The sequence below is a fragment of the Serratia sp. Sp408 genome (assembly GCF_057180665.1).
The window spans coordinates 137,075-161,731 of record NZ_JBXUFT010000006.1 but is presented as its reverse complement, the minus strand read 5'-3'; the positions used below and the strand labels follow the sequence as shown (position 1 = coordinate 161,731).

The window sequence follows — 24,657 nt, the reverse complement described above, 5'->3', positions numbered from 1 at the left end:
GAATCTGCGCATTACTTCCAGTCAGGGTTGCTTTCGAACTGTTTACGCAGCAGTGCCTGCATATCGCTGTCCGGCTTGCCCAGCCATTGATATTTGGCGTATTGCTTTGGATGATCCACCGCGTCTGGCGTATCAGCCACTGACACCCGTACGCCCCATGCCTGCGATTTATCCGCCTTGAAGGCCACAATCAAAAAATTGTTGGCGCAGTCATGGGGTTTGCACAGGGTGCCGAGCTCATAGGTCTGGCCCTGCCAACGGAGGGTTTCTGCTGGCGTTGAGGTGCCCACCCCCTTGCGCGCCCAGTCCGGCAGCCCGTTCTGCCCCTTTACCATTTTCTGCCAGCTGGCCTGGTAACCCGGCTGCTGGATCAGATCCGACGTGGTAACAATCTGCTGAGCAACGCTGCCGGCGCTGACGCCGATCAACGCCGCAAACAGCGCGCAGCGAAGCTGATATTTTCCTGTCATGGTCATTCTCCCTCATTAAATTCAAAGCGTAGTCTGCATCACCTCAGACCACAATCGACGGGAAAAGTTGAGTTACCACCACGCGTGAAAATGATGCACCGGGCCAATCCCCTGCCCGACTTCCAGACTGTCCGCCTGTTGCAGCGCCCGTTGCAGATAATCTTTGGCAGCGCAGACCGTATCCGCCCAGTTTGCATGACGTGGACGCAACGCCGACAGCGCCGCCGACAGCGTGCAGCCGGTACCGTGCGTGTGGCGGGTCGCCACCCGCGTCGCGGTAAAGCGCAGTTCGCCCTCTGCGGTGAACAACCAATCCGGGCTTTCCTGTTCGCTCAAATGGCCCCCTTTCATCAACACCGCCTGGCAACCCATCGCCAGCAGCGCGCGACCTTGCTCACGCATCTGCCGCTCATCCTGCGCCGGTGACGAGGCCAGCAGCGCCGCCGCTTCCGGCAGATTGGGGGTAATCAATGACACCTGAGGCAACAGTTCACGGCGCAGGGAGTCGACCGCTTCCGGTGCCAGCAGCGGATCGCCGCTTTTCGCCAGCATCACCGTATCCAGCACCACAAACGGCAACGGAGAATGTCGCAGGCGCTCCGCCACCGCCTGCACGATATCGGCGTTGGCCAGCATGCCGATTTTGGCGCTGTCGATACGCACATCGCTCAGCACCGAATCCAGCTGCGCGGCGACAAACTGCGGCTCGATGTTGTAAACCGACTGCACGCCACGGGTATTCTGCGCCACCAGTGCGGTGATCACGCTGGTGCCATAGGCGCCCAGCGCCGAAAAGGTCTTCAGATCGGCCTGTATGCCGGCTCCGCCGCTGGGATCGGTACCGGCGATGGTGAGGGCGTTAATGCGTTTCATCACAGCGCCTCCGCGTTCAGTTGATACAGTGCATCAAGAAATGCCGGCGTAAAACTGCCGGGCCCCTGAGCCTGTGTGCTGGCGCGTTCGCCGCACAGCGACATTACCCGACAGGCGGTAGCAACGTGATCCAGCCGCTCGCCCGGCAGGGCGCAAAACGCCGCCGCCACCGCCGACAGGGAGCAACCGGTGCCGACCACCCGCGTCATCAGGATATCGCCACCGGGGATTGCCCAGTCGGCTACGCCGTTGGTGACATAATCCACCGCACCGGTCACCGCAACTATCGCGCCGCTGGTTTGCGCCAGTTGACGCGCCGCCGTCAGCGCGGTTAACGAATCGGCGGTGCTATCGACGCCGCGCCCGCCGCCCTGCACGCCGCCAAGTGCCAGGATTTCCGAGGCGTTGCCACGGATCGCCGCCGGCCGTAGCGCCAACAGACGCTGGGCAAATTCGCTGCGATAATGCAACCCGCCGACCGCCACCGGATCCAGTACCCATGGCGTACCGGCCTGATTAGCCGCGTCGATCGCCGCCAGCATCGACTGCCCGCGCGCGGCGGTCAGGGTACCGATATTGACTAATAATCCGTTGGCAATGCGGCTGAACTGCGCGGCTTCCTCCGGTTCGACCACCATCGCCGGCGAAGCGCCCAACGCCAGCAATACGTTGGCCGTCAGCGCTTGCACCACCTCGTTGGTCAGGCAGTGAATCAATGGGGAGTGCTGTTTGAACAGGTTAAAGCTGGCCGCGGCGCGGGCACCGGGGAATACATCAGGTCGAGCGATCATAATCCTCCCAACCGGCGTTCAAGAAGGCGGATACCGGCTGGGTATCGAGACTTCCCTACGCTGGCATTATCCAGATCAGGTAATACGGGTATTTCTCAGCCTTCACAAGGAAGGGCACCCCGAGTCATTTACTATAAAATCAAAAAATTGCGATTAACGCCCCGTTAATCCCTGTTCTGGATCATGCCAGCGGGAAGCCAAAGACACAACCCCTCAAAAATTGCATGTGCTTCACATCGCGACTCGAGCAGTGACCCAACGGTAAAGGCGCAGGGATGACGGAGTTATCGAGATATGTGGAGCTGAGATGTCAAAGACGTATTCCAGACCATCGACGATTGAGAGAAAACGATGAAAATTATATATTGGACGTAACACAACCAGACACGTTTGTGAAGGAAGCATTATGGATATCGCGCTGCTTAACAGGGGCTGGAATAGGACTTGGTCAGATACGATGGTGAATCTGGAAGCTCGAAAGGTCGTCGAGACAGCAAATAGGTTGTCAGCATTCTATTTGCATGATGGGATAACTCGTATCAAGTTTGTCGAAGAGATAAAACAGGTCGTAGAGAAAGAATTTGCAACAGCACGGCGAGCCAAAACCGATGAAGAATGCATTGCATGCATTAAGAATTTGCGAACTGAAACAGACAATCTCCTTGAGCAAGAACGCCTGTTAAAAACCAAGTCTGCACAGCTTTACGCGAAGATAGAATTTGTCCGCGAAAATAATAAAATCGTTGGTTATGTTATATCCGCTGTAAATGTGGTTCTATCAGGCGTGGTTCTCTTTGGTGGTTTTATGATGTTATCCACTATGGGGCCGATTGGTATGCTGGCTGGAGCAGTCTTGATTGCCGATGGAATGAACGGATTAACGAAAGAAGTGCTCAACTTTAATCAGCCAGCAGGACATAAACCCTCGCAAGGTATCATTGCTGACTCCGCGATGCATACGGCACAGTTTATGGGATTTAATCCTAACACGGGCCTGGCTTTCTATCATGGTGTTACTCTTGGCGCCAGTGTGTACAGCATAGTTGGACTCGCTCGAAAAACCGGAACCTGGAGATTATTCCGCTGGCTTCCCCACGATTACTATCGCAAAGTCAGCACAATGAGCACTCCTAAGTTAACAATGAAGATTGTCGGTTATGGTGTTAAAGCAAAAGTGATTTTCGACCTTTTGACGACAGAAAATGGAACCCATTAATCCTTGATGGTTTTTCGGTAACGCCAGGATTTATAGGAAATCACCGGAGGCTGTGCGAAGGAGATAATGGCAACCCCAAAGATCATCGCCAATCCCCATGCAACTGCTCTGTCAGGTGAGCTGAAGACGACAAGTAGCAGTAGGATAAAGATACACACCCCCACCACTCCCGCCAAGGTAACAAATCGTCTAGCGAGGTCATTTATGGCCTCACCAAGCGTTCCTCCATATTTTTCAATATTGCTTTTTATCTTCTGTAATTCGGGCTGCGTAAACCCTGAACGTAACAAAGCCTCATCAGTCACTTTCATATCGTTTCGTCCCGTATCTGCCAGACGTGGTTTCTCAATCATTGATTGTGCAAACAATCATACTGATGAACTTTACAGCAATCCAGCCGAAACTTTGCGGCAGACTCTACCGTCCCTTTCCTTATTCCTAGTAGTACCAAGACGTTACAACCAATCCAACCCATCTATCACATAACAAACTGAGCGTAACGGAAAGGTGTGCAAATAGCGTCTGCTAATACCAGAGCCGCTCTTCTCATGACCTACGACCTGCTGCAAGTGCGCCAGGTTGCCAATCCAACCAGCTAAACAGATTGATATCATTGTTTGCCGGAAGTTATGCATCAGTCGGCGCTGTCCATAATCATCAAGATGGGGGATACCAAGCTGATTACGAACGTCAGCAATACTTTTCCAATCTTCGGTATGTTCTTGCCCGACACAGGTGAGAAGATTTTCTCTTTCCACTGCCGATTAACGAAATCAAGAAAACCCCACTCGAGCAGTTGCTGTACCGTCATTGACCGATAAAGCTGCACGACACGCTTAGGCAAGCTCTCAACAACTTCCATCACCTGCTTAATATCTTGTTTGGCGATCGTCGTTACATCGGTTGATTACTCCTGAACAACTACCGGCTTAAGATTACGCAGTTCATCACTGAGAAATGGTTGCGCCAGTCAGCGCTCACTCTGCTGCTTTAAGCGGTTGCCGAAATCTGAAAGACGTTCACCAAACTGATCCGGGTAGATGCTTCCACGTTTAACTAATGGAATGGCTGGAGAAGCAAATGACTTCAAGAGTTGCGCGTGGCTATGGCTATCTGTCTTTAACGACCGACGGAAATATTTATTACCTGACAGGCGAAAGCTGACGTAGTAGATCCCGTTACGAATGATGGTGTGATTGCTAGATGTGTGTGCCATTTTGTTTGTCTCTGTGAGTGACAACATAACAAAATGAAGAGAAAAAACCGTGCAAGCCTTTGATTTATAAACTTAATGATGAAATAGACTACGCTGGCATTATCCAGATCAGGTAATACGGGTATTTCTCAGCCTTCACGTAGAAGGGCACCCCGAGTCATTTAAATTGTGTCTTTTACTGCAAGCCAGCTTAGGGGAACTGGCCCGCTGAAGCAAGCCGCCCAGGCGACGAATAGCGGTGGACTTCCCCATCAGAAAATGGCTAGCCTAACAATGTTGAAGGTTACCAGGAGCCGCTATGCACATCAGACCCTATCGGGAAACCGATCGCCCTTTTCTACGCACGCTTTACCTGGCCGCACGCAAGGCCGCCTTTACCTGGCGTGATACGCAAGGCTACCGTCTGGAGGATTTTGATCGCGCCACGCTCGGAGAGGATATCTGGGTCGCGGAGCAGGATGGCAAACTGCTGGGATTTGTCTCGATACATCGCGCAGAGAATTTTATTCATAACCTGTACGTCGATCCACACCTGCCGCCGCAAGGCGTCGGCAGCGCATTGTTGCATCAGGCAGAACAGACGTTCAGCGGCACCGGTTCGCTAAAATGCCTGGTGAACAACCAGGCCGCGCTGCGTTTCTATGACAAGCACGGCTGGCACGTCGTTGCGACTGGTTGTAACGGCCACGAAGAATATTATCTGCTGCACTCGCCCAACAGATAATGACCGCCGTTCAGGCTTTATTTGGCATCAATCCTAGCGTCAACCACCAGAATAACAGGGCGAACAGGCTAACGCCGGCGCCCAATCCACAGACGCCAACCCAACCGGCCAGCGCAAAGACATGGGTACTGGCAAACGCCCCGACGCCACTGCCTACGGCATAAAACAGCATATAACAGCCCACCAGCCGGCTGTGCGACTGCCCATCGCTACGAAAAATCATGCTCTGGTTGAGCACGTGAATTGCCTGCCCGGCCAGATCAAGCACCACAATACCGACAATCAACCACGGCATGCCGTTATGCAGCAGGCCAAGCGGCAGCCAGGCAAGCACCAGCAGAGCCAGACACAGCCCGGTCGCCTGTTGCCCTCGGCCACGATCGGCCCAATGGCCGGCTCGCACCGCCGCCAGCGCCCCAACGGCCCCCACCAGTCCGAACGCGCCAATCACCGAATGGCTAAAATTATGCGGCGGTTGACTGAGCGGCAGCACCACGGCGCTCCAGAAAATGCTGAACGCGGCGAACATCAATAACGCCAGCATGCCACGGATTTGCAAGGTGCGATCGCGCACCAGCAGCGTCAGCATCGAGCGCAGCAAGGCAGGGTAGCTGAGCGTTGCAGCCGGGCTACGCGGCTGAGGTAGCCAACGCGCCAAAATCGGTAACAGCATTAACGTCACGCCGGCAGAGAAAAAATAAACCGTACGCCAACCGCCCATGTCCGCCAGCGTACCGGACAGGGTCCGGGCCAGTAACAGCCCCATTACCACCCCGCCCTGCGCGGCACCCACCACACGCCCGCGCTCGTGCGGCCCAGCCAGGCTAGCCGCGAAGGCGATCAGCCCCTGCGTCATGGCAGTGCCCAATAGCCCCACCAGCAGCATACTGGTCAGCAACAGCACGCTGCTGTTCGACCAGCCCACCGCCAGCAGCGCCGCGATCAATAGCAGCTGTTGTACCGCCAGCAAACGCCGGCGATTAAGCAGATCCCCCAGCGGTACCAGTAAGACCAATGCCAGCGCACACCCCAATTGCGTCACGGTGATCACCATCCCCACCGTTGCCAGACCGATGGCGAAATCCGAGGCAATGGCATCCAGCAACGGTTGTGCATAGTAAACGTTCGCCACGCTGAATGCGCTGGCGGCCGCCAATAACAGAACCAACGAGGTGGGTAACCGGTGCGTTTTGGCGGCAGGACAGATGTCATCAAGCAAATCGGTGCTCATGGTGGCCTCGGTAGTCAGGTTTCATAATTAAACCTAATGCAGGTTACGCAATGAGGTTTTATAATGCAACCTCTTCTGCGAAAAGGAGCGGATCATGAAACGTAAAAGCCTGGAACACGCACCTTGCCCAGTGGCACGCGCGCTGGATGTCATCGGCGATTGGTGGTCGTTATTGATCATTCGCGATGCCTTCGACGGCGTTAGTCGCTTCAATGAATTTCAAAAAAACCTTGGCATGGCGAAAAATATTCTTTCGCTGCGTCTGCGCACCCTGGTGGCGCACGGTATTTTGGAAATTGTGCCGGCGGCGGACGGTGCCTATCAGCAATATCTGCTGACGGAAAAAGGCCGTGCGCTGTTTCCGATCGTCGTTGCGCTGCGCCAATGGGGTGAGGATTATCTGTTTGCTGCCAACGAGCCACATTCACTGCTGGTGGAAAGCGACAGCGGTCAAAGGATCCCCCGCATGACGCCGTCGGGCTCGCAAGGCCAAACGCTGACCCCGCTAAATACCCGAGTAGTGAAACTGGAAGACATTTAGCCATGCCGCATCGGCGACTCGCACAGGGCTGGCAATACTGCCGCCCGTACACCGTGGTGTGATTCGCCTTGCTCCGCCCCACTCCGCGCTGCACGCCCCGAGGCGCCAACCCGCTATCGGCATTGACCTGCCGTTATTATCCTCAAACGCCATGCGATAACTTGACAGCCAACCCGATGGAAACAAGACTGTACTGGGTACTTTTCATATCGCCGATTATTTATCGCCTACGTTATTAAACCTCAATCATCAACGTACTTTTCCTTAATTAAAATAAATCCTCTATTTATTACCAACCTCGGGAGTGACGTCATGCGGACCCTATTACTTGCATTATCAGTAATCATATTATCCGGCTGTGGAATCAATGAAGAACTCGATTCAATGATCCTGGAGCAACATAAGAAGAAATGCGATGATTATGGCTTTCAACGTGGTAGCGATGCTTACGCCAATTGCCTGATGCGGCAGGCAGAAATGGAAGATGCCGATGAACAGAAAATGCTGGATAGGGAAGCAAAAACAAAAAAATAGCGCTTATCCGCTCGGGTATTGCCGATAAGCGCGTGCCGTCGCCGTTGACGTGACTATTCGTCGATGGCTACGGTGTCAAAAAAGCATTGCGCCAGCGAGTCAGGCACGTGCAGACCACGCGTCCATTTTATGACCTGCTCTTTTTCTGATAAGTCAGGCTGGCCTCCCCAGACGTCGACAAATTGATTATTCTTGAAGAAAAACGCGCCAGGATCGGCCACTTCGGTTGCGGCATAAATCACCAGCCAGTCTTTATCACCCTGTACCTGCGTGATATCAATGGATTTTAATGCAATTTTTTCCGTCAGACTTTTTTGTATCAGCCGTTGATAAGCCGGCGTATTTTCCGCATTTACCGGCTTGTTGAACGGCTCGCAGCGCTCGGCAGAGAACACCGGGTTGGCCAGCATAAACAATGATAGTGACAATGAAACCATCGCTATTTTCATACTTTCCTCGTTGCAATCATTTAATCGCCGCTAAAGTATTAGCCGGCAGCCGGGGAAATCGCCTGGCGCGATATAATTAAATCGCTGTTAGCCATGCGTCTGGCCCACAGCAAATCGGCTGAGAAAACCAGCCATCTGGTGAGGATAGCCCACTTTACCGCTATGCGCAGAAATCTCGCCTTACCGAGCGTAGCGCCTATCTGGTTGCTGACAAACACCGCATGACGGCATATCGATCAATCGGTTTAACGGCTCCCCCAGACTTCGTCGATTTATAATAACGACAGAGTGAATAAGCAATATAATCAACAGTCCGCTGCTATTTTAAATAGCCTACGCTCACCATTGATTCCGCTGACATTACCGCCAAAATTAGTGACATCCCAAGCGTGGGTGATAATTATTGCGTCCATTATCTATCACGCCAGCAGGCAACTTACTCAAGCTGCTAGAGCCTGATATTTACCTTTTAGTATTGTTTTCTTAACGGAACCTTCACGCGGGTGCATGTTATTCTGCCTTATGCAGTGGCCATGGCGCATCCACAGCGCTACCATCTTTTCACGTTTATCTGTATTATTGCGCTTCAACGGAACTGAGAAAAAGCAATGAGATTATTCGCATTAATAAGTTTTCTTTTAGTGGCCAGCACCGCAAGTGCCCACCAATGGCAAGCAAAAGACCCAGGCAAATCGATTAGCAATGGAACCCTGACGATTAGCCACGTTGGCGGCCACTATAAAATCGCCTTTCCCGCGCGCGCGGCCCCGCGTTCGGCCAGTCTCACCGTCGACGGCAAGGCGCTGTATGCCAACGATCCATATGGATTTAGCGGCCAGCAGGGCGATACGGCAATTCATGCATTGCTGGCAGCCAAAGCGGCCGATGCACGCTATGACGACAGGCAAAAAACCAAGCCGGTCAAAACAGCGATAGACCTGCAAAGTCTGCAACAACAATTGGCCACGATAGCCCCTTGATCCGCGCAGACAGGGCGGAGCCCTCTGCCCTCTGCCCTCCTCTGCCCCGCAGCTATCTACGCCAGGCTCAGCCGGCATGACGCTGGCACCCACCGGTGTTTAATTCCCGTCCGCTGAGGTATAGTCGGCGTTTTACGGGGAAACCATGTGCATCACTCATCCATTCGTCTGAACAAATACATTAGCGACAGCGGCATCTGCTCCCGTCGTCATGCCGATCGCCATATCAAGCAGGGTCTGGTTTTTATCAACGGCAGAATGGCCAACGTGGGTGAGCAGGTATTTGTCGGCGACAGCGTGAGCGTTAACGGCCAGCCTATCGCACCGCGCAAGACAGAAGATCTGGTGCTTATCGCGCTGAACAAGCCGGTTGGCGTCATCACCAGCATGGGCAAGCAGGTGCGTAACAACATCGGCGATTGGGTTAACCACAGCCAACGCACCTTTCCCATCGGCCGTCTGGACAAAGACTCTCAGGGACTGATATTTCTCACCAATCACGGTGAACTGGTCAACAAGATCCTGCGCGCCGGCAACAATCACCAAAAAGAGTATCTGGTCAGCGTCGACCGGCCGATAACCGATGAATTTATTCAGGCCATGGGCGCGGGCGTACCGATACTGGGCACCGTCACCAAACCCTGTCTGGTAGAGAAAATCGCCTCGCAGATATTGCGCATTACGCTGGTGCAGGGGCTTAACCGTCAGATTCGCCGCATGTGCAAATATTTTGGCTATCAGGTGACCAAGTTGGAACGCGTGCGCATTATGAATATCAATCTGCACGGATTGGCGTTGGGTGAATGGCGAGATTTTACCGATGAAGAGCGGCGCGAATTATTCCGGCTGATTGAGCATTCGTCGTCCGAAGCGTCGCAGCCAGCGACGACAAGCATCCCCCCCGTCGCATAACCGGTACGGCAGTTCCTTCTCTCCGTTGTGGCGTTGCAGGATAGCCGTGCAGCAGCATAACCAATGTGCTGCTGCACGGCATACTTTGACGCTGGAAATACGCAGTGTCTCAACGGTCAGAATGACCATCTAATCGTGGCATTGACTGCATTAACCTGCGTATCAGAACCGTATTGTCCTTGATAACCCAGATCCAACCTGCTGGCAGGCGACAGCTTCACGCTCACGCCGACATCCGCCACCATCACATCGTCATCAACCGCCTGCCCCTGCGTGATAAACGCGTCACTACCGGCAAATGCCATACGTGATGCGCTATTTTTATCGCCGTAGGCATGCTGCCAACCCAAGGAGCCGTAAAGACTGACGTTTTTCGGCAACTCGGTCATGGCGCGCAGACCCAACGTTGAATAGAAGGTATTCATCGTTTCATTGTTGACGCTTAGCGCGGCGGCGCCGCCTTTTTCCTGGAAATTATCGGTATGCAGGCGGATATAGCTCAGATTGACAAACGGCTCAAGATTGGCGTCCGGCAGGCCAAAACGGTAGGCCGCTTCAGTAAACGCCAGCAGTGAATCCGCGTCATAATCCGAGCTCAGCCGATCCGAGAAACTGCCGAAGTTAACGTTGCGTTCGCCTTCGAGCCGGTGCCAGGTGTAACCGAGCGCACCGCGCAGCGAGAAGGCCTGTTGCTGCCCTGCCGCATACAGGCCAAGGTGATAATTGTCACTGTCGGACTTGGCGCTGCGGCTATCGACATCATAGTTGCCACGGCTGTAGCCCATATATCCACCAATGCGGATACTGTGATCGGCCAGTTTACGATCGGCCCCCAGCAGGAAACCGCTGGTATTGCCCTCCAGTTTACCTACGTTGCCGTTACCGCTGTTCCTGGCCCAGGAGCCAAACGCCTGCCCCCAAACGCCGTTATTGTCAGCCTTGGCTGGCTGCACCAGCGTCATCGCCAACGGGGGAACAGGTAAGGAATCCCCCTCAAATGCCTGAAGCATGCGCTGGTTCAGCACATTGAACAACTGGGTGCTGCCAGCGATCAGGTTAGACTGAACGGAGGGATAGATCTCGCCTGACAGTTGATTGAACGCCTCACGCGCTTGCTGCGTATTCAATAACAGCAAACCATTATACAGCGCCAGTGACGGGCCCTGCTGCGTCAAGGTCGACAACGCGCCAGCGGTATTCCATTGGTTGCTGGTTTGCGCCACCGTTTGGAAAATACCGGGTTTACCGCCTCCGCCCGGATTACCACCTTCGCCCGGATTGCCGCCTTCGCCCGGATTACCGCCTTCGCCCGGATTACCGCCTTCGCCCGGATTACCGCCTTCGCCCGGATTGCCGCCTTCACCCGGATTACCGCCTTCGCCCGGATTACCGCCTTCGCCCGGATTGCCGCCTTCGCCCGGATTGCCGCCTTCGCCCGGATTGCCGCCTTCACCGCCTTTTTGCGCGATGGTCAGATCGACAGCGTTAGCACTCTGATCGAGTGCGACGTCCAAGAATGCAGATTTTGAAATCGCCTCGGCAAAACGACCGTCGATCCCCCCCTCTGAGGTTAAGATGCGGTAACGTTGGCCAGTCTGGTAGCTGGTTTGCGGATCCAGTGCGTTGACCTGTACCCTGGCCTGCTCGCTGATGGTGGTTTTGCCCACCACCCGCAGTTGGTCACTGCTACCATCACCGGCAATATCAACATCGTAGAACGATTCCCCCAGGAAATTCAGATAGCGCTTCAGCGTCAGGGTAGCGATATTGCCGTCGCCGGGAGAAATATGGCCGCCCGACTGAATTTCGGTCTGGCCAAGCGTGCCGTTACCGCCCAGCGTACCGCCGGATTTTATCGATGCCGCACTGCTGTACCCCAGCCCATCGTTAACCTCAGAGCCAGCCGTGGCGTTGAGGATCAGCGTACCGCCGTTCTCGGCGCTCAGCGTTTGAACATCGAACTGATTGTCTTCCGGCTGGGTGTTGATATCGCTGGCAATAATGATTTTACCGCCACGGGCGGTCACGTTGGCCTGGAGCTGGGTCAGATCGCCACTCAGCGTCGTTCGCCCGGCGGTATTGATAACCTCACCTTCACCGACCATTTTATTGCCGAAGTCGTAGTTTTCGTCCGTGTGGTTAAAATACACGTAACTGCCGAACAATCCGCCGCGCAGATTGATCACCGTCTGAGCATCGACGCTGCCAGCGGCCCCCGCCACACCGAGCGTCGGTTCGGTCAGGCCGGTGCCGGTATCCATATTGCCGCGACTGCCGACGATCAGCGCGCCTCGGTTCGAACCGGAGCCGGTATCACCCAGGCGCAATTCGTTGGCGCCGGCGGAAAATGTGCCGCCATCCACCACCGACAGCACGCCATTGCCATAGTCGCCGACGTTAACGCTGTTGGCACTGCTAAAACGGGAGCCGTCACCGGCGATGTACAGCTCGGCGGTTTTGTTCGAGCCGGAAACACCGGCAATCTGCGCACTGCCGACATTGACCGCACCGCCGTTCAGCACGTCCAGATCGCCATTGGCGGTGAGCGTTTGCGTGATATTCCACAGCGAGTTATTGCCGGTCACCGTGGCTTTGGGATTAAGCTTGTCAGCTTCGTCCGGGATAAAGCCGCTGTCGATACGCGCAGCGCCCGCGGTGGTGACCACGCCGCCGTCTTCAATCAGCAGCGTGGAACGCGCGCCCTGACCAAAACCGAGACCGAGCCGGTCACTGACCACTCTGGAGCCGGCGCCTGTAACGATAAGCTGGCTGTCATATCCACCGGTGGTACCGACGATGATTTCTTTGGCGCTGGCCAGCGCTCCCTGCTCGACCCGTAATGTTCCCAGGCCCAGATCTAGACTGCCGCGCAAAATATATTGATCGTTGATGGCGCTTAATACCGCGTTCGGCCCTCTGACGGTGACCTGACTTTGATAAATCTGGCCATCATGGCGGCTACCGATATTGATGTTATAGGCATTAACCTCACCATTATCGATCAACAGGTTTGCGCTTTGATTACGCCCGACATAAGCCGTGCCAGCGTAGCTCAAGGGTTGGGTAATACGGGATTCGCCATCAAAAATAACATCATCGGCACGAGCAATATCGGCCGATGCCAGCAATATCAATGGCGCTGAGAATAGTGCGAGGTAAATTTTGGAAAGCGGTTTGTTTACCGCTAAATTATGCGATAGCTGATCTTTCATGTTCTATCTCCGGCACAATTATCTTGATGCCATCAAAGTTATTATTTATATGAAAAACGTAATGCATAAGAGGATACGTGGTCGCGAGCACCGACGGCGATTTATCAAGAAATTAGCTAATGCCCCCCAGCGCTAATGTCTCGATGCCAACGTGTGGAGGCTCTGCCCCTCAACCCGCGCCCACAGAGGGTTATTTATGCGTGACGACCGGGGTGCAGCTTGGCGTGCTTAGCGTCGGCGCCGAGCCTAAAATACCCGGCATCATCAGCGACGAGCAGTCAAAAATCCGCCCTTTTTCGGTGGTGGCGCGGTAAGACAGTTTTTGCCCCCCCAGGGCATCCGGCTGGGCGCCGTTAACATTGGTCACGGTAATTTCATCCGATGAACCCAGGCCGAGCATTTTAGCCGTTTCCGCCTGCAACAGCGGTATTGCCTGATCGGTTTTCAAGGTTGAACAACCGGCTACCAGTAGCGTAATGCTTATAGCGATAAGTGGTTTTCTCATAAATTGTCCTTTGTAACCAAACAGATCCAAATTCTGTATGGTTTTATGTTTTACCTTATCAAAATCCCTGAATAATATATTTCGCTTTCCTAACCGAAAAAACCCTCCTAAAGTAGGGAGCAGTGATAATAAAAAATTACCAGACCAATCTGATACATTTAAGCGAAAGGAGATACCCTTGGGGCAGGATTATGCGCTGGTCATTGATGACCATCCTTTGGTGGCAAGCGGCATTGCCAACTTCCTGAATACGCATTGTCGTTTTAAGCGTGCCTACGTGGTAACAAGCGAGGAAAGCTGTTATCGCCACATTCTGGAAAACGGCGCTCCACGCTTAATGGTCATCGATTTCTGGTTATCCGATGGAACGGCATTAAAATTATTAAAAGAAATAAAGCAGCTCTATCCAAAAATTCGTTTCCTGGTGGTCAGTGGCGATGAAAACAACGAAATAGGTCAAAAGGTACGTCATGCCGGCGGGCACGGATTTGTGCTGAAAAATCAGCCACCTGAATTATTTTCCCAAGCCGTTTTCGCACTACTGGAAAACCGGACATGGTTCCCGGAAGATAATGCCACCGTTGCCGACAATAGCAAAAACTCACTGCAACAGTTTAATTTAACCTCACGGCAGCTGGAAGTATTAACCATGATGATGCGTGGCTTCCCCAATAAAAAGATAGCGTTACAGCTTGCTATTTCCGAACCCACGGTCAAGGAACACATTAGCAATATTCTGAAAAAGATCGGCGTCAATAGCCGCGTCGAAGCCATTACGCTATTGCATGGCCGGCAAGGGCCATCACAATGACATTACGTCAATCTTTACAACAGGATGGAATTTCCGCACGCGCACAAATCCGCTTATTGAATAATACCTTTATGCGCCTGGTCTTTAGCTTTACCGCCGTGCCCTTTGTGGGTATTCCTTTCGCCATTTGGCTTTATTTAATGGGCAAGGAACTTACGCCAATTATCACCTGGATAGTTATATATATTTTTTGCGCAGTGGCCATCCGATTATGGCATCGCCGCTATCGCCATGAATCCGAGGACGATAATGCCAGCGTCGTAATAAACCGTTGGCTGCCGCGCATCAACAAGCTGGCCTTCGCACATGGCGTGGGTATTTCATCCTTATATTTAATCACTCCAGAAAAAAACAGCTTCGACTTTTTTCTGTTATTAAATATCAGTATTGCGGCTATCGTCGCAGCCAATGCAACCCACCTGACACCGGTCATAAGCACCTTTACGCGTTTTTTCTTTGCCTCCTGGGGGGTATTGAATCTGGGCATTGTCTGGCGGTTGGACGATATTATGCCGATCGTGCTGATGCTGAATCTGCTTTATGGTTTCGCCATTTACCGCCACGCTTTGACCTCGCACGCCTTCTTTATTCAGCAAGCCCACCTTGAAGAAAAAAGTTCGCGTCTGGCGGAACAGTTTCGCCAGGCCAAGGAGCAAGCGGAGCAGGCGTTGCTGGATAAGAACCAGTTTCTCACCACTGCCAGCCATGATTTACGCCAGCCGGTGCATGCCATGGGATTCTTGATTGAAGCCATCATTCATAAAAATCGCGATGACACACTTACCCCACAGCTGTTGGATTTGCAGCAAAGCGTGCGTTCCGTGCACCTGATGTTCAATTCCTTACTCGATCTCAGCAAGATCGAGGCCGGCAATCTCAGCACCGCCGCTATTCGGGTGGACATCGGATCGCTGCTTGATTCAGTGATTACCCTGTTCCGCGAAGAAGCAAACAGCCGGTCATTGTCGTTGCGCACCTGGCGGCCCAAGCGGCGTATCGCCGTGATGGGGGATCACATGCTCATCAGGCAATCGCTGATTAATCTGATACAGAATGCCCTGCGTTACACGCAGCACGGCGGTGTGCTGATCGCCATCCGACCGCGTGGAGAGCAGTGTTTGATCGAAGTGTGGGATACCGGTGTCGGCATCGCTGACGAAGAAAAAGGTAAGATTTTCTCCCCCTATTACCGCCCCGAACTGGCGTGGAAAATCGATAGCGCTGGCCATGGCTTGGGGCTGGCAGTAGTGGCACGCTGTGCCAAATTGATGAAGGTCGAATACGGTATGCGCTCCGTCGAAGGCAAAGGATCGCGTTTCTGGATGCGCTTTGCCCTGTACAGCGGCGAAGACATGCTGGCGGACAGTGCCGGCAACTACGCTAACCTGCCCTCGCCGACGCGCTATGCGTCATTGTCTGGCAACTGCCTGGTGGTGGACGATGATCCGCTGGTGACGTCCGCCTGGTCGAGCTTGATGAGCACCTGGGGTATTACGGTACGCTGCGCCGTCTCCGCAGAGGAGGCATTTGCGATTATCGACGAAGGCTTCGCGCCGTTTGCCGTACTGTGCGATCAACGGCTCCGTTCCGGCGAAAGCGGTTTCGATATTCTGCAAGCGCTGTTTGAACGCCTGCCGAACGTCAGCGGTGCCATGGTCAGCGGCGAGTTCAATTCTCCCATTCTGCTTCAGGCCGAGCAGGAAGGTTATCTGGTATTACGCAAACCGTTGGAACCGACGGCTCTGTATGCGTTGCTGTCGCAGTGGGCAACGGGGTTGCACCATTAGCAAGCTGGTGAGTGTCGATATTCGGATAAAGCTGGCGGGAAGAGTCAGTGTGAAGCTGGACAGGTTAATGGATGCTTTATGTACCGCCCACGGCAGGTGGTTGATGGCTCCCGCTCCAACCCGCGATGTTTCCTCTTGATGGTTACGCGGCAAAACGCCGCTAATTAGCGGCCGACCCGGCAAAAAATTGACGCTTTGTTCACGAGCGTCGGCTGGCCGCTAGCGGCAAAGACCAGCGCGGGCACCCTTGGCGCGCCATGGATGGCGCTCAGAAACGCGCATCGACAACGCTGGCGCTAATGAGTCGCACCGAACTCGGCCACGTCTTCCTCATTACCGTCTGTTTCCTCCCACCACGCCCCTAGCGCATCGAGCAGCGGCACCAGCCGCTCGCCCGCCGGCGTCAGATCATATTCGACGCGCAGCGGATAACCGCCAAACTCGGTGCGACGAACAATCCCCGCCTCCTCCAGCTTGCGCAGTTCCAGCGTCAGCATTTTATGCGAAATCGTCGGATTATCCCGACGCAGTTGATTAAAGCGTTTTGTTCCATCCTGCAGATAGTAAATCAGCAAGGTCGGCCAGCGGCCGCTGAGGATCTGCATCACTTCTTCGATCGGGCAACGGGAAATCAGGTTTTTCATAGCGCTCTCGTGGTAACAAAAAAGTGCGTAATTTACTTACTGATATCGACTGTTACAGTACACATCGCTGCACTGTGACATCAACATAAATCCTGGAGAACCCAAAGTATGGAACCTATTTTGTTATACGGCTTCCCGGCAGGAAGCTCCATGGGGCTGGTTGCTGCTCTCGAATGGTTAGGGCGCCCCTACCGGCTGTGTCGCGTCGACATGCTCGGCGAGATGCGTGACCCCGCTTATCAACGGCTCAACCCACGGGTCGAAACGCCGGTGTTGATCACCGATCGGGGCGAGGTGCTCAGCGAAACCATGGCAATCGCGGCATGGCTGGAAGCGCGAGACACCGCACGCAAAATCAGCTTCGATCCGTTGTCACGCAACGCCGACCGCATGCATCAGATGATGGCGTTCATCAATACCGGCTTTACCGGTGCATTCACTCCGCTATGGGTGGCGATGGAAATGCAGTCACCCAACCCGACGATGCAGCACGCGTTGCAAACATGGGGCCGCGAGTATGTCATCAAGCGTCATGACCGGCTCGAGGAAATGCTCGGCGATACGCCTTTCCTGATCGCCGATCGCCCCACTCTGGCCGACGGTCTGCTGATCGGCGTCGCCCGCTGGCTCGATGTTCACCAGGTGGCCAATAAAACCCGCTGGCCAAAGCTCGCCGCGCTAAGAAGTCGCATTGAAGCCGATCCTGCGGTTATCTACGCGACCGCACTGGAAAATGGCGAAATGCCGCGCGGTGACGGCGCCTGTACGGGACACAGTGAACTGGCCGAGGTCATCGAGCGATTTGGCGTGAAATCACAACCTAGCGCGCCGCCGGAGCTGGTCAGCGAAAACGCCTGACAGGCTCTCGCGATTTGGTGATGGTAATCTAAAAAAGCCCGCGACGACGCGGGCTTGATTATTGATGCCAATGTTAAGCGTTAACATCAGGGCATCATGCTGCGGTTTAACCTCGGCAGGCGTTTCCCATTACCGATCAGCCGCCGTTGTCCGGCACCGGCGTGTTAAGCAACTGCTGTTCCCAAAGATACGCAATACCGCTACCGGCAGCATGCTGCGCCAGAATGTCGGTCATTGCGCGAGTATGCTCTGTCCACGCCCAGTCGCGCTGCCATTCCGAAGCCAGCGCCAGCCAGGTCATCATGTTCGCACCGGCCGCAATCATACGCTGAATGGCCAGTTGATGAGCCTCGACCGAAACGCCACCGCAGGCGTCGGTGATTACCGTGACATCCCAGCCTTCGCCAGCGGCCTGGATCACCGGCATTGCGACACAGACCTCGGTCCACAGGCCGGCGATAATCAGCTGCTTACGCCCTGTCGCCTTGACCACATCCACCACTTTCGGATCTTGCCAGGTATTGATAAGTGTCCGGTCTATTACCTGCTGATCGGGAAAAACATCGACGATTTGCGGGAAAATCAACCCGCCCCGCTCGGCAATCACGCTGGTCAGTATGGTCGGAACGCCATAGGCTTTGGCAGCCTTCGCCAGCGCTATTGCATTATTGACCACCATCTGCGGTTCGTGGCTGTTCAGGTTGGCAAGCTGATAGGGTTGATGATCGATCAAAACCAGTACAGAGTCTTCAGGACGAAGCAGTGAATCCAGGCCGTTACGAAAAGTCATTATTGGTGCCCTCTACTGTTATGGTGGGAGGAATATCCGGGACAGTCGCCAGCGGCAGGCCTGCCCCGCACAGCCGTATTGTGCTGTTGCCATGCTTGCTGCGGTAGTCGCATCATGGGGCTAGCTGTGTCGCAGAATGGGGAACGCTGAAGTGAATATTGAAGAGCTACAGACATTCGTCGAAGTTGCCGATGCCGGTGGGATTTCGCCTGCCGCACTGCGGCTCGGCGTCGCCAAATCGATCGTCAGCCGCCGCCTCGCCCGGCTTGAGAAAGCGCTGGGCGTCCAACTGCTGGCCAGAACCACCCGTGGGACGGCGCTCACCGAGGCCGGCGCCACCTTCAGGGACTACGCGGCCAGAGCCTGCGCCGAGATTGATGCCGCCAGGGAAACCATTTTGCCTACTGGAGAGCTGCGTGGCCGCCTGCGCGTGGCAGTGCCGCTTTCTTTCGGCTCCACACACTTTGCTCCAGCGATCGCGGAAATGGCACGACGCCACCCACGGGTTAATATCCAGGCCTGCTACAGCGACCGTTTCGTTGACCTGATCGCCGAGGGCTACGACTGTGCGATACGGGTTGGCTATCTGCAGGACTCCAACCTGATCGCAAGACGCATCGGCCCGATTTACGGCAAACTGGTCGCCAGCCCGGACTATATCCAGGCACATGGGCAACCGAATTCGCCAGAGGAACTGCTCAGTCACCAGGCCCTGATGCAGGGAACCGAAACCTGGCAACTGACGGATGGCGACAAAATCATTACGGTGCGCCCGCAGGGGCGTTTCAAGGCCGATAACGGGACCGCACTGGTGGCCGCCGCAACGGCCGGCCTCGGCATTGCCTACCTGCCCGACTGCCTTACCCACCCGCACCTGGCCTCCGGCGCACTGGTGCCGGTGATGATCAACCATCCGCCACCGCCAGCCGGGGCCTACGTTATCCGACCGCCAGGACAGCATCCGGCACGCAAGATACGCATCCTCACCGAACTGCTGATTGAATATTTCGACCCACCGCCACACTTTGCAACGACGCCCGTGGTGTAAGCATGCACCGACCAGGCTGTCGGGTATGAGCCGAGGTAACCCTGGTGGACGGTGATTCTGCTGGCGTGGTCGGGCGATACCAATGGGAAAAAATGTCGGTCATCCAGCCAAATATAACGACAGAGCATGCGGACCATTCGTTCACCAACCGCCAGATTTCTCTGGGCCAGTGGATCATCTCATGCTGTAAAACCGCTGCTGCCTGCTGCCCCAACCAATAAGTATTAACAGTGGCACCACTCGATGTAAATCAATGACTTACATGTCAATCACGGTCAGAAAAACAAAAAAAAACGCCACCCAGTGCGGACACCGTCGGCGCCAAGCCATTACCCGTATAAAATCTCATTCGCCATATAAGCGCATACGTTTGATGTCGCGCTGCGGAGACTCGCCAAACTCCCGGCTGTATTCGCGACTAAACTGCGATGCGCTTTCATAGCCAACGATTAACGCCGCGCTGTTGGCATCAAGATTGTTGCTTAACATCTGCTGCCGGGCTTCCTGTAGCCTGAGCTTTTTCTGGTACTGCAGTGGGCTAACTCCCGTCACCGCACGGAAATGCTGCCGAAAAGTGGACGGGCTCATATAGGCGCTCGCGGCTAATTCATCGATGCAGACAGCGCGCGTGAAATTCTGTTTAAGCCAGCCCACCACCCTGGAAATATTCTGACTCGGCGAACCTGCCGTTGCCAGATGCCGCAGCTGTGAGCCATGGTTACTGGCTAATAAGCGGATAATAATTTCCTGCTGGATCAACGGTTCGAGATGGGCAATCAAATCTGGCTCAGCGAGCAGCTGTATCAAACGCCGTAACGCGTCGGTTAATCCCTCATCTAGCGGTTCAACAGAAAGCGGATTAAGCGGGACTTCTCTTATCGACTTCGCCGTCGGCATCAGTGCCGCCATCTGAACCACGGTCCGGGGATCCAACGTCAGCATCAGCCCCAGAAAAGGTTCATCCTGGCTGGCCTCGGTAACATGAGAAATCACCGGCAGATCTATCGTAGTCAGCATGGATTCGCCTGCGCGGTATCGGGTTGGTTTCCCTGCCAGCATGACCTCTTTTGCCCCCTGCACCACTACCCCCAGCCCCATCTGATAAATACAGTGCACTGGCGCCGTGGGCATCTGGCGGCGATGAACGGTAAGTGAAGGGATTGTCGTGGGATAGTCACCATCATTTTGGGCAATCATGGCAACCAGTTCTGCCAACGAATTTTTGGCAGAGGCAGCATTTAGTGCAATTTTATCGACCATATTCCGCCTATCAGCATCAATTTACATATCATAAATAATTTATCATCGGGAAAACAATGATGCATCTTTCAGCAACCATAAATCATTTTAGGCAAAATTATCGACAGATCTGACAAAGACATCAGGCGGCAATGGGCGAATAATAAATTACAATTTCACCCGAGTTATCGAGATGCCAGATGCCTAAGCTGTTTGATTGCTTCACGCTTAAAGATATTACCCTGCGCAACAGGATTGTCGCTTCACCGATGTGCCAATATCAGGCTGAGAACGGTTTTGTTAACGACTGGCATAGGTCGCACTATTCGATGCTGGCACGCGGTGGCGTAGGTTTGCTTATCGTTGAGGCGACTGCCGTTAGCCCTGAAGGACGCATCACGCCAGGCGATCTGGGGCTTTGGAGCGATGCACATGCCGAAGGCCTTACTTCCGTCGCCACTGCAATCAAACAGGCGGGTGCGGTAGCGGGTATCCAGCTTGGACATGCTGGCAGAAAAGCGGGATGTACCCCGCCCTGGAAAGGCGGCACGCCGCTGGATCGTCAGGATCCACAGGCCTGGAGACCGGTCGCGGCCAGCGCCCTACCTTACGTTCTGGAGAGCGATTACGTTCCTCGTGCCATGTCTCTGGCCGACATCCGCAAAGCGGTGCACGATTTCAGAGACGCGGCCCGTCGCGCCAGTGACGCCGGGTTCGAATGGCTTGAGCTTCACTTTGCTCACGGTTTTCTCGCGCAAACTTTCCTTTCATCAAAGACCAACGCCCGTGAAGACCAGTACGGCGGCGCCCTGAAGAATCGTGCTCGCTTTATGCTTGAGGTGGTAGAGGCGGTAAAATCCGTCTGGCCGTCACACCTGCCGCTTACTGCACGCCTGGGCGTCGTTGAGTTTGATTCCTGTCCTGAACATAGCTTTGCCGAATCCCTGCAGGTGATCCGCTGGCTGAAAACAGCGGGTATCGATTTTGTCGATGTCGGTCTGGCGCTTTCTACCCCAGATGAACAGGTGCCATGGGGGCCTAACTTTATGGTCCCCTATGCTGAACGGGTACGCCGGGAAACGGGCATTCCCGTATCAACGAGCTGGATGATCACCCGCGCCAGTGATGCCAGTGATTTTATTCAGGACGTCAAACTCGACCTGGTGTTTTTCGCCCGCACGCTGCTGACCAATCCCCACTGGGTTTTCCAGGCTGCACGAGAGCTTGGCATCGTCGCTCCCGAGTCCGTTTTACCGCAGCCATATGCCTACTGGCTGCAGAACTGGGCGGAATAACGTATCGCTACGCCCTCCCTTGGCAAAAACCCTTGATTGTGAACTAAGGAACCTGAGATGACAGACAATATTAAAGATAAAGTAATTGTAATAACCGGTGCTTCAAGCGGCATGGGTGAAGCTGCGGCTCGTCACCTTGCCCACAAAGGGGCCAAACTGGTACTTGCAGCCCGCCGTTCCGATCGCATTGATGTGCTCGCCAAAGAAATCAACGCTCAGGGTGGAACAGCAATTGCCGTAGCCACGGACGTCACCCGTGAAGATGATGTTAAAAAGTTGGTGGATACGGCCGTGAACCAGTTGGGGCGTATTGATGTGCTGATTAATAATGCCGGTGTCATGCCGCTGTCACCGCTCGATCAGGTAAAAGTAAATGAGTGGAATCAGATGATCGATGTGAACCTGCGTGGCGTTCTGCATGGCATCGCTGCAGCCCTGCCTTATATGAAAGCCCAAAAGTCGGGGCATATCATCAACACGGCATCGGTTGCTGGCCACCTGGTATTTCCCGCATCCGCGGTTTACTCCGCCACTAAATATGCAGTACGCGCACTCACTGAAGGGCTAAGAAAAGAAACCTGTGCTTATAACGTCCGTGCAACCATTATCTCCCCTGGCGCCGTCTCTACCGAACTGCTGGAGCATATCAGCGATAAGGACGTGCAGGCGGCCAATCAGGAATATGTCGGCAAAGTAGGCGTTCCGCCGGAAACCTTTGCCCGTATGGTTGCTTTTGCGATCGGCGAGCCTGACGATGTGGGAGTTAACGAAATTATTTTCCGACCGACTGCCCAGGATCTGTAGGCGCAGAACCGTGAAGGGCCGAGAACCAGTCGGAAACCTGGCGGCGGCATCGGGCTGATGGCGGTGCAGCGGAACCGGTGGTGGGTAAGCGAAGGCACGATGAAGTTTCTTCTGTTTTGTTGGCGTAATCAGTAGGTCGCTCTTCATCGTGCTTTCATTTTTCTGGCGATCCTTCACCCTGTTGGCTACAGCTGGAGTTTATCAAGCCAACTTAGAACCAGGCCTCAAACATGCCGCCGATGTTCAGCGAATCCAGCTGCTGGTCGCTGGTACCATCTACTTTGGCGGTGTGCTGGTTATCCACCTGGCCACCGGTGACGTAGAAGCGCAGCATCGGGCGGAACTCCGGCCCCATGCCAATGGAGATGTTCTGCGACAGCGTCAGCTTCCAGCCCTTGTTATCCCCGCCCTGATCGTAGTCTACCCGCTGATAGCCCGCTTCCAGCCAGGTGGAGTGCACGTCGTTCCAGAAGTACATCGGCCGCACGATGGCACCGTAGTTTTTACGGTTGTCGGTATTGTCCTTGCCGTTATCGTAATCGTGGAACGCCAGCAGATATTCTACCTGCGCCTGCTGGGTAAACTTATGGCTGCCCTCAAAGCTGGCGTACACCGTGGTCAGGTCGTCGGTTTTGTTGTAGACGCTGTTATCCGAGTTATCGGAGTAGCGCAGAATGACCTTGTTCACCCCGCTGTCGTTGGTGTGGCTCAGTACCAATCCGCCCTGCCAGGCATCGAGACGCTCGTCGCTATCCACCGCTTTCGAATCAAAGCCGTAGTTGGCGTACACTTCGACGTCGATCGGCCCGGCCTTGATACCGTGGGTTTTGCTGGTTAACGCATAGTGGCCGTTGTCGCCGGTATCAGAGCTGCCGGTACAGGTGATGCGTGAAGGGTTAGTCTCGTCGGCCATCACTTCCGGGCTACAGGATTTCACCTGCGACACCGTCGCCACGTCAAACAGTACGCCGCCAATATCGAAGTTCTTCACCCCCGCCCCCTGGCCGTCGTGGTTCATCCAGAAGTAGTCGTTGATCCCCTGCTGCGGACGCTGGTGGAAGTCGCGCCCCGCCCAGATATAGGCATTCGGGTTCGATTCGAGAACGTTGGTAACGCCGACGTAAGCCTTTTTCAGGTTCACTTCGTCGCTCCAGTGGTCAAACATGACGTTAAGATCCCAGATGGCCCCCTGGCTGCTTTTGAAGGCCTTGCTGAGCTGGAATTCGCCACCGTTGCTTTCGTTGCCCAGACGGCCGATCGCCGAGGCGCCGTTATAGGAACCGTCAACGCCGACGTATTTCTGATCGCCGGTCTGGATGTGGGCGCCATAACGGGCGTAGCCGCTGAATTTGAGGCCGAATGGAATCGCTAAATCCGGCGAACCCGCAGTGGTTTGCGGGTCGGTAATCACGTCGACCTTTTTATCGGCGGCGGCAGTGATTTTCGCCTGCCGTTCGGCCAGTGCTTTATCGACCGCTTTAGCCACGATGGCGTCAATCTGTTCCTGAGTGAATTCCTGCGCCAGGACGGAAACAGGGCACAGCGCGGTGATAACCGCCATAGCTAAATGAATTTTTTTTACAGTTTTCATGGCTATCTCAAGTTAATTATTTTCTTAGAAAATAACCATCCTGTTCTGGTGTAAATAGCAACAATGCCACCAAAACAAGCTGATTTTATTTTTATTTCGCAGAGGTACAGTTAAATAATTGGCGTGATGAGTGTCT

Annotated in this window: 24 protein-coding genes, 1 pseudogene and 1 riboswitch; of the genes and pseudogenes, 12 read left to right on the top strand and 13 right to left on the bottom strand. The window is 54.3% G+C overall.

What is annotated here, in order from left to right:
* Window positions 1–11: 11 nt before the first annotated feature.
* The 3 genes from AC2AXP_RS17680 to thiM form a co-directional block, all read right to left on the bottom strand.
* Window positions 12–470, bottom strand: coding sequence for an inhibitor of vertebrate lysozyme family protein (locus AC2AXP_RS17680; protein ID WP_039992610.1), 459 nt, complete (start codon window positions 468–470; stop codon window positions 12–14).
* 72 nt (window positions 471–542) lie between these two features.
* Entirely contained in the window at window positions 543–1,343 is an 801-nt protein-coding gene (gene thiD / locus AC2AXP_RS17675; RefSeq protein WP_484381840.1) for a bifunctional hydroxymethylpyrimidine kinase/phosphomethylpyrimidine kinase, read from the bottom strand.
* Entirely contained in the window at window positions 1,343–2,134 is a 792-nt protein-coding gene (gene thiM / locus AC2AXP_RS17670) for a hydroxyethylthiazole kinase (protein ID WP_004959821.1), read from the bottom strand. The genes thiD and thiM overlap by 1 nt, the downstream gene beginning before the upstream one ends.
* A gap of 35 nt (window positions 2,135–2,169) precedes the next feature.
* Window positions 2,170–2,266: riboswitch (TPP riboswitch) on the bottom strand.
* Window positions 2,267–2,540: 274 nt separating this feature from the next.
* On the opposite strand from thiM, the gene AC2AXP_RS17665 reads away from it, so the two are divergent.
* Complete coding sequence (locus AC2AXP_RS17665) at window positions 2,541–3,350, top strand: DUF4225 domain-containing protein (protein WP_004959820.1); 810 nt, start codon at window positions 2,541–2,543, stop codon at window positions 3,348–3,350.
* Here AC2AXP_RS17665 and AC2AXP_RS17660 read toward each other — a convergent pair.
* Window positions 3,347–3,661, bottom strand: a complete 315-nt coding sequence (locus AC2AXP_RS17660; protein ID WP_039992609.1) for a hypothetical protein — start codon at window positions 3,659–3,661, stop codon at window positions 3,347–3,349. The genes AC2AXP_RS17665 and AC2AXP_RS17660 overlap by 4 nt on opposite strands.
* Window positions 3,662–3,805: 144 nt before the next feature.
* Window positions 3,806–4,566 (bottom strand): annotated as a pseudogene (locus AC2AXP_RS17655) (site-specific integrase).
* 298 nt (window positions 4,567–4,864) lie between these two features.
* On the opposite strand from AC2AXP_RS17655, the gene AC2AXP_RS17650 reads away from it, so the two are divergent.
* On the top strand, window positions 4,865–5,290 hold the full coding sequence (locus AC2AXP_RS17650) for a GNAT family N-acetyltransferase (RefSeq protein WP_004959806.1): 426 nt from the start codon (window positions 4,865–4,867) through the stop codon (window positions 5,288–5,290).
* Between the two features lie 10 nt (window positions 5,291–5,300).
* On the opposite strand, the gene AC2AXP_RS17645 is transcribed toward AC2AXP_RS17650, so the two are convergent.
* Window positions 5,301–6,521, bottom strand: coding sequence for an MFS transporter (locus AC2AXP_RS17645; RefSeq protein WP_004959801.1), 1,221 nt, complete (start codon window positions 6,519–6,521; stop codon window positions 5,301–5,303).
* Between the two features lie 94 nt (window positions 6,522–6,615).
* Here AC2AXP_RS17645 and AC2AXP_RS17640 point away from each other — a divergent pair, with 94 nt between their 5' ends.
* Window positions 6,616–7,062 carry a winged helix-turn-helix transcriptional regulator gene (locus AC2AXP_RS17640; RefSeq protein ID WP_004959799.1) on the top strand — a complete coding sequence of 149 codons (447 nt, stop codon included), beginning with the start codon at window positions 6,616–6,618 and terminating at the stop codon, window positions 7,060–7,062.
* 312 nt (window positions 7,063–7,374) lie between these two features.
* On the top strand, window positions 7,375–7,596 hold the full coding sequence (locus tag AC2AXP_RS17635; protein ID WP_088499759.1) for a hypothetical protein: 222 nt from the start codon (window positions 7,375–7,377) through the stop codon (window positions 7,594–7,596).
* 53 nt (window positions 7,597–7,649) lie between these two features.
* On the opposite strand, the gene AC2AXP_RS17630 is transcribed toward AC2AXP_RS17635, so the two are convergent.
* Window positions 7,650–8,045 carry a hypothetical protein gene (locus AC2AXP_RS17630; RefSeq protein ID WP_004959792.1) on the bottom strand — a complete coding sequence of 132 codons (396 nt, stop codon included), beginning with the start codon at window positions 8,043–8,045 and terminating at the stop codon, window positions 7,650–7,652.
* Window positions 8,046–8,686: 641 nt separating this feature from the next.
* Between AC2AXP_RS17630 and AC2AXP_RS17625 the strand changes: the two genes are divergently transcribed.
* Complete coding sequence (locus tag AC2AXP_RS17625; protein ID WP_039991845.1) at window positions 8,687–9,025, top strand: hypothetical protein; 339 nt, start codon at window positions 8,687–8,689, stop codon at window positions 9,023–9,025.
* Window positions 9,026–9,172: 147 nt separating this feature from the next.
* Window positions 9,173–9,937, top strand: a complete 765-nt coding sequence (gene rluF / locus AC2AXP_RS17620; protein ID WP_273870242.1) for a 23S rRNA pseudouridine(2604) synthase RluF — start codon at window positions 9,173–9,175, stop codon at window positions 9,935–9,937.
* 116 nt (window positions 9,938–10,053) lie between these two features.
* On the opposite strand, the gene AC2AXP_RS17615 is transcribed toward rluF, so the two are convergent.
* Together AC2AXP_RS17615 and AC2AXP_RS17610 are read right to left on the bottom strand one after the other, a co-directional pair.
* A complete protein-coding gene (locus AC2AXP_RS17615; protein WP_484381839.1) occupies window positions 10,054–13,149 on the bottom strand; it encodes an autotransporter outer membrane beta-barrel domain-containing protein in 3,096 nt (1,031 codons plus the stop codon).
* Window positions 13,150–13,339: 190 nt separating this feature from the next.
* Window positions 13,340–13,654 (bottom strand): lipoprotein, encoded by a 315-nt coding sequence (locus AC2AXP_RS17610; RefSeq protein ID WP_004959768.1) that lies wholly within the window; start codon window positions 13,652–13,654, stop codon window positions 13,340–13,342.
* Window positions 13,655–13,832: 178 nt separating this feature from the next.
* Here AC2AXP_RS17610 and AC2AXP_RS17605 point away from each other — a divergent pair, with 178 nt between their 5' ends.
* Window positions 13,833–14,465 carry a LuxR C-terminal-related transcriptional regulator gene (locus tag AC2AXP_RS17605; RefSeq protein WP_484381838.1) on the top strand — a complete coding sequence of 211 codons (633 nt, stop codon included), beginning with the start codon at window positions 13,833–13,835 and terminating at the stop codon, window positions 14,463–14,465.
* On the top strand, window positions 14,462–16,252 hold the full coding sequence (locus AC2AXP_RS17600; RefSeq protein ID WP_198774089.1) for a hybrid sensor histidine kinase/response regulator: 1,791 nt from the start codon (window positions 14,462–14,464) through the stop codon (window positions 16,250–16,252). The genes AC2AXP_RS17605 and AC2AXP_RS17600 overlap by 4 nt, the downstream gene beginning before the upstream one ends.
* Before the next feature lie 296 nt (window positions 16,253–16,548).
* Here the strand turns inward: AC2AXP_RS17600 and AC2AXP_RS17595 are convergent, their stop codons facing one another.
* Window positions 16,549–16,896 (bottom strand): winged helix-turn-helix transcriptional regulator, encoded by a 348-nt coding sequence (locus AC2AXP_RS17595; protein ID WP_004959756.1) that lies wholly within the window; start codon window positions 16,894–16,896, stop codon window positions 16,549–16,551.
* 108 nt (window positions 16,897–17,004) lie between these two features.
* Here AC2AXP_RS17595 and AC2AXP_RS17590 point away from each other — a divergent pair, with 108 nt between their 5' ends.
* Window positions 17,005–17,754 (top strand): glutathione S-transferase family protein, encoded by a 750-nt coding sequence (locus AC2AXP_RS17590; protein WP_004959753.1) that lies wholly within the window; start codon window positions 17,005–17,007, stop codon window positions 17,752–17,754.
* Window positions 17,755–17,890: 136 nt separating this feature from the next.
* On the opposite strand, the gene AC2AXP_RS17585 is transcribed toward AC2AXP_RS17590, so the two are convergent.
* Window positions 17,891–18,544, bottom strand: a complete 654-nt coding sequence (locus tag AC2AXP_RS17585) for a hydrolase (protein WP_004959749.1) — start codon at window positions 18,542–18,544, stop codon at window positions 17,891–17,893.
* A 151-nt stretch (window positions 18,545–18,695) separates the two neighbouring features.
* Between AC2AXP_RS17585 and AC2AXP_RS17580 the strand changes: the two genes are divergently transcribed.
* Window positions 18,696–19,592 carry a LysR family transcriptional regulator gene (locus AC2AXP_RS17580; protein ID WP_484381837.1) on the top strand — a complete coding sequence of 299 codons (897 nt, stop codon included), beginning with the start codon at window positions 18,696–18,698 and terminating at the stop codon, window positions 19,590–19,592.
* 345 nt (window positions 19,593–19,937) lie between these two features.
* Here AC2AXP_RS17580 and AC2AXP_RS17575 read toward each other — a convergent pair whose 3' ends face one another.
* Window positions 19,938–20,852 carry an AraC family transcriptional regulator gene (locus AC2AXP_RS17575; protein WP_198774092.1) on the bottom strand — a complete coding sequence of 305 codons (915 nt, stop codon included), beginning with the start codon at window positions 20,850–20,852 and terminating at the stop codon, window positions 19,938–19,940.
* 179 nt (window positions 20,853–21,031) lie between these two features.
* Here AC2AXP_RS17575 and AC2AXP_RS17570 point away from each other — a divergent pair, with 179 nt between their 5' ends.
* Both AC2AXP_RS17570 and AC2AXP_RS17565 read left to right on the top strand, forming a co-directional pair.
* The gene (locus tag AC2AXP_RS17570) at window positions 21,032–22,126 is read left to right on the top strand and encodes an NADH:flavin oxidoreductase/NADH oxidase (protein ID WP_371902099.1); all 1,095 of its coding nucleotides are present in this window, start codon (window positions 21,032–21,034) and stop codon (window positions 22,124–22,126) included.
* A gap of 57 nt (window positions 22,127–22,183) precedes the next feature.
* The gene (locus AC2AXP_RS17565) at window positions 22,184–22,930 is read left to right on the top strand and encodes an SDR family oxidoreductase (RefSeq protein WP_004959733.1); all 747 of its coding nucleotides are present in this window, start codon (window positions 22,184–22,186) and stop codon (window positions 22,928–22,930) included.
* 211 nt (window positions 22,931–23,141) lie between these two features.
* On the opposite strand, the gene AC2AXP_RS17560 is transcribed toward AC2AXP_RS17565, so the two are convergent.
* Window positions 23,142–24,521, bottom strand: coding sequence for a carbohydrate porin (locus AC2AXP_RS17560; protein WP_004959731.1), 1,380 nt, complete (start codon window positions 24,519–24,521; stop codon window positions 23,142–23,144).
* Window positions 24,522–24,657 lie beyond the last annotated feature (136 nt).

Bases quoted from the DNA above. Each gene is read 5' to 3' on its own strand.
- AC2AXP_RS17680 (WP_039992610.1), bottom strand. From the start codon at position 470: ATGACAGGAAAATATCAGCTTCGCTGCGCGCTGTTTGCGGCGTTGATC.
- thiD (WP_484381840.1), bottom strand. From the start codon at position 1,343: ATGAAACGCATTAACGCCCTCACCATCGCCGGTACCGATCCCAGCGGC.
- thiM (WP_004959821.1), bottom strand. From the start codon at position 2,134: ATGATCGCTCGACCTGATGTATTCCCCGGTGCCCGCGCCGCGGCCAGC.
- AC2AXP_RS17665 (WP_004959820.1), top strand. From the start codon at position 2,541: ATGGATATCGCGCTGCTTAACAGGGGCTGGAATAGGACTTGGTCAGAT.
- AC2AXP_RS17660 (WP_039992609.1), bottom strand. From the start codon at position 3,661: ATGAAAGTGACTGATGAGGCTTTGTTACGTTCAGGGTTTACGCAGCCC.
- AC2AXP_RS17650 (WP_004959806.1), top strand. From the start codon at position 4,865: ATGCACATCAGACCCTATCGGGAAACCGATCGCCCTTTTCTACGCACG.
- AC2AXP_RS17645 (WP_004959801.1), bottom strand. From the start codon at position 6,521: ATGAGCACCGATTTGCTTGATGACATCTGTCCTGCCGCCAAAACGCAC.
- AC2AXP_RS17640 (WP_004959799.1), top strand. From the start codon at position 6,616: ATGAAACGTAAAAGCCTGGAACACGCACCTTGCCCAGTGGCACGCGCG.
- AC2AXP_RS17635 (WP_088499759.1), top strand. From the start codon at position 7,375: ATGCGGACCCTATTACTTGCATTATCAGTAATCATATTATCCGGCTGT.
- AC2AXP_RS17630 (WP_004959792.1), bottom strand. From the start codon at position 8,045: ATGAAAATAGCGATGGTTTCATTGTCACTATCATTGTTTATGCTGGCC.
- AC2AXP_RS17615 (WP_484381839.1), bottom strand. From the start codon at position 13,149: ATGAAAGATCAGCTATCGCATAATTTAGCGGTAAACAAACCGCTTTCC.
- AC2AXP_RS17610 (WP_004959768.1), bottom strand. From the start codon at position 13,654: ATGAGAAAACCACTTATCGCTATAAGCATTACGCTACTGGTAGCCGGT.
- AC2AXP_RS17600 (WP_198774089.1), top strand. From the start codon at position 14,462: ATGACATTACGTCAATCTTTACAACAGGATGGAATTTCCGCACGCGCA.
- AC2AXP_RS17595 (WP_004959756.1), bottom strand. From the start codon at position 16,896: ATGAAAAACCTGATTTCCCGTTGCCCGATCGAAGAAGTGATGCAGATC.
- AC2AXP_RS17590 (WP_004959753.1), top strand. From the start codon at position 17,005: ATGGAACCTATTTTGTTATACGGCTTCCCGGCAGGAAGCTCCATGGGG.
- AC2AXP_RS17585 (WP_004959749.1), bottom strand. From the start codon at position 18,544: ATGACTTTTCGTAACGGCCTGGATTCACTGCTTCGTCCTGAAGACTCT.
- AC2AXP_RS17575 (WP_198774092.1), bottom strand. From the start codon at position 20,852: ATGGTCGATAAAATTGCACTAAATGCTGCCTCTGCCAAAAATTCGTTG.
- AC2AXP_RS17570 (WP_371902099.1), top strand. From the start codon at position 21,032: ATGCCTAAGCTGTTTGATTGCTTCACGCTTAAAGATATTACCCTGCGC.
- AC2AXP_RS17565 (WP_004959733.1), top strand. From the start codon at position 22,184: ATGACAGACAATATTAAAGATAAAGTAATTGTAATAACCGGTGCTTCA.
- AC2AXP_RS17560 (WP_004959731.1), bottom strand. From the start codon at position 24,521: ATGAAAACTGTAAAAAAAATTCATTTAGCTATGGCGGTTATCACCGCG.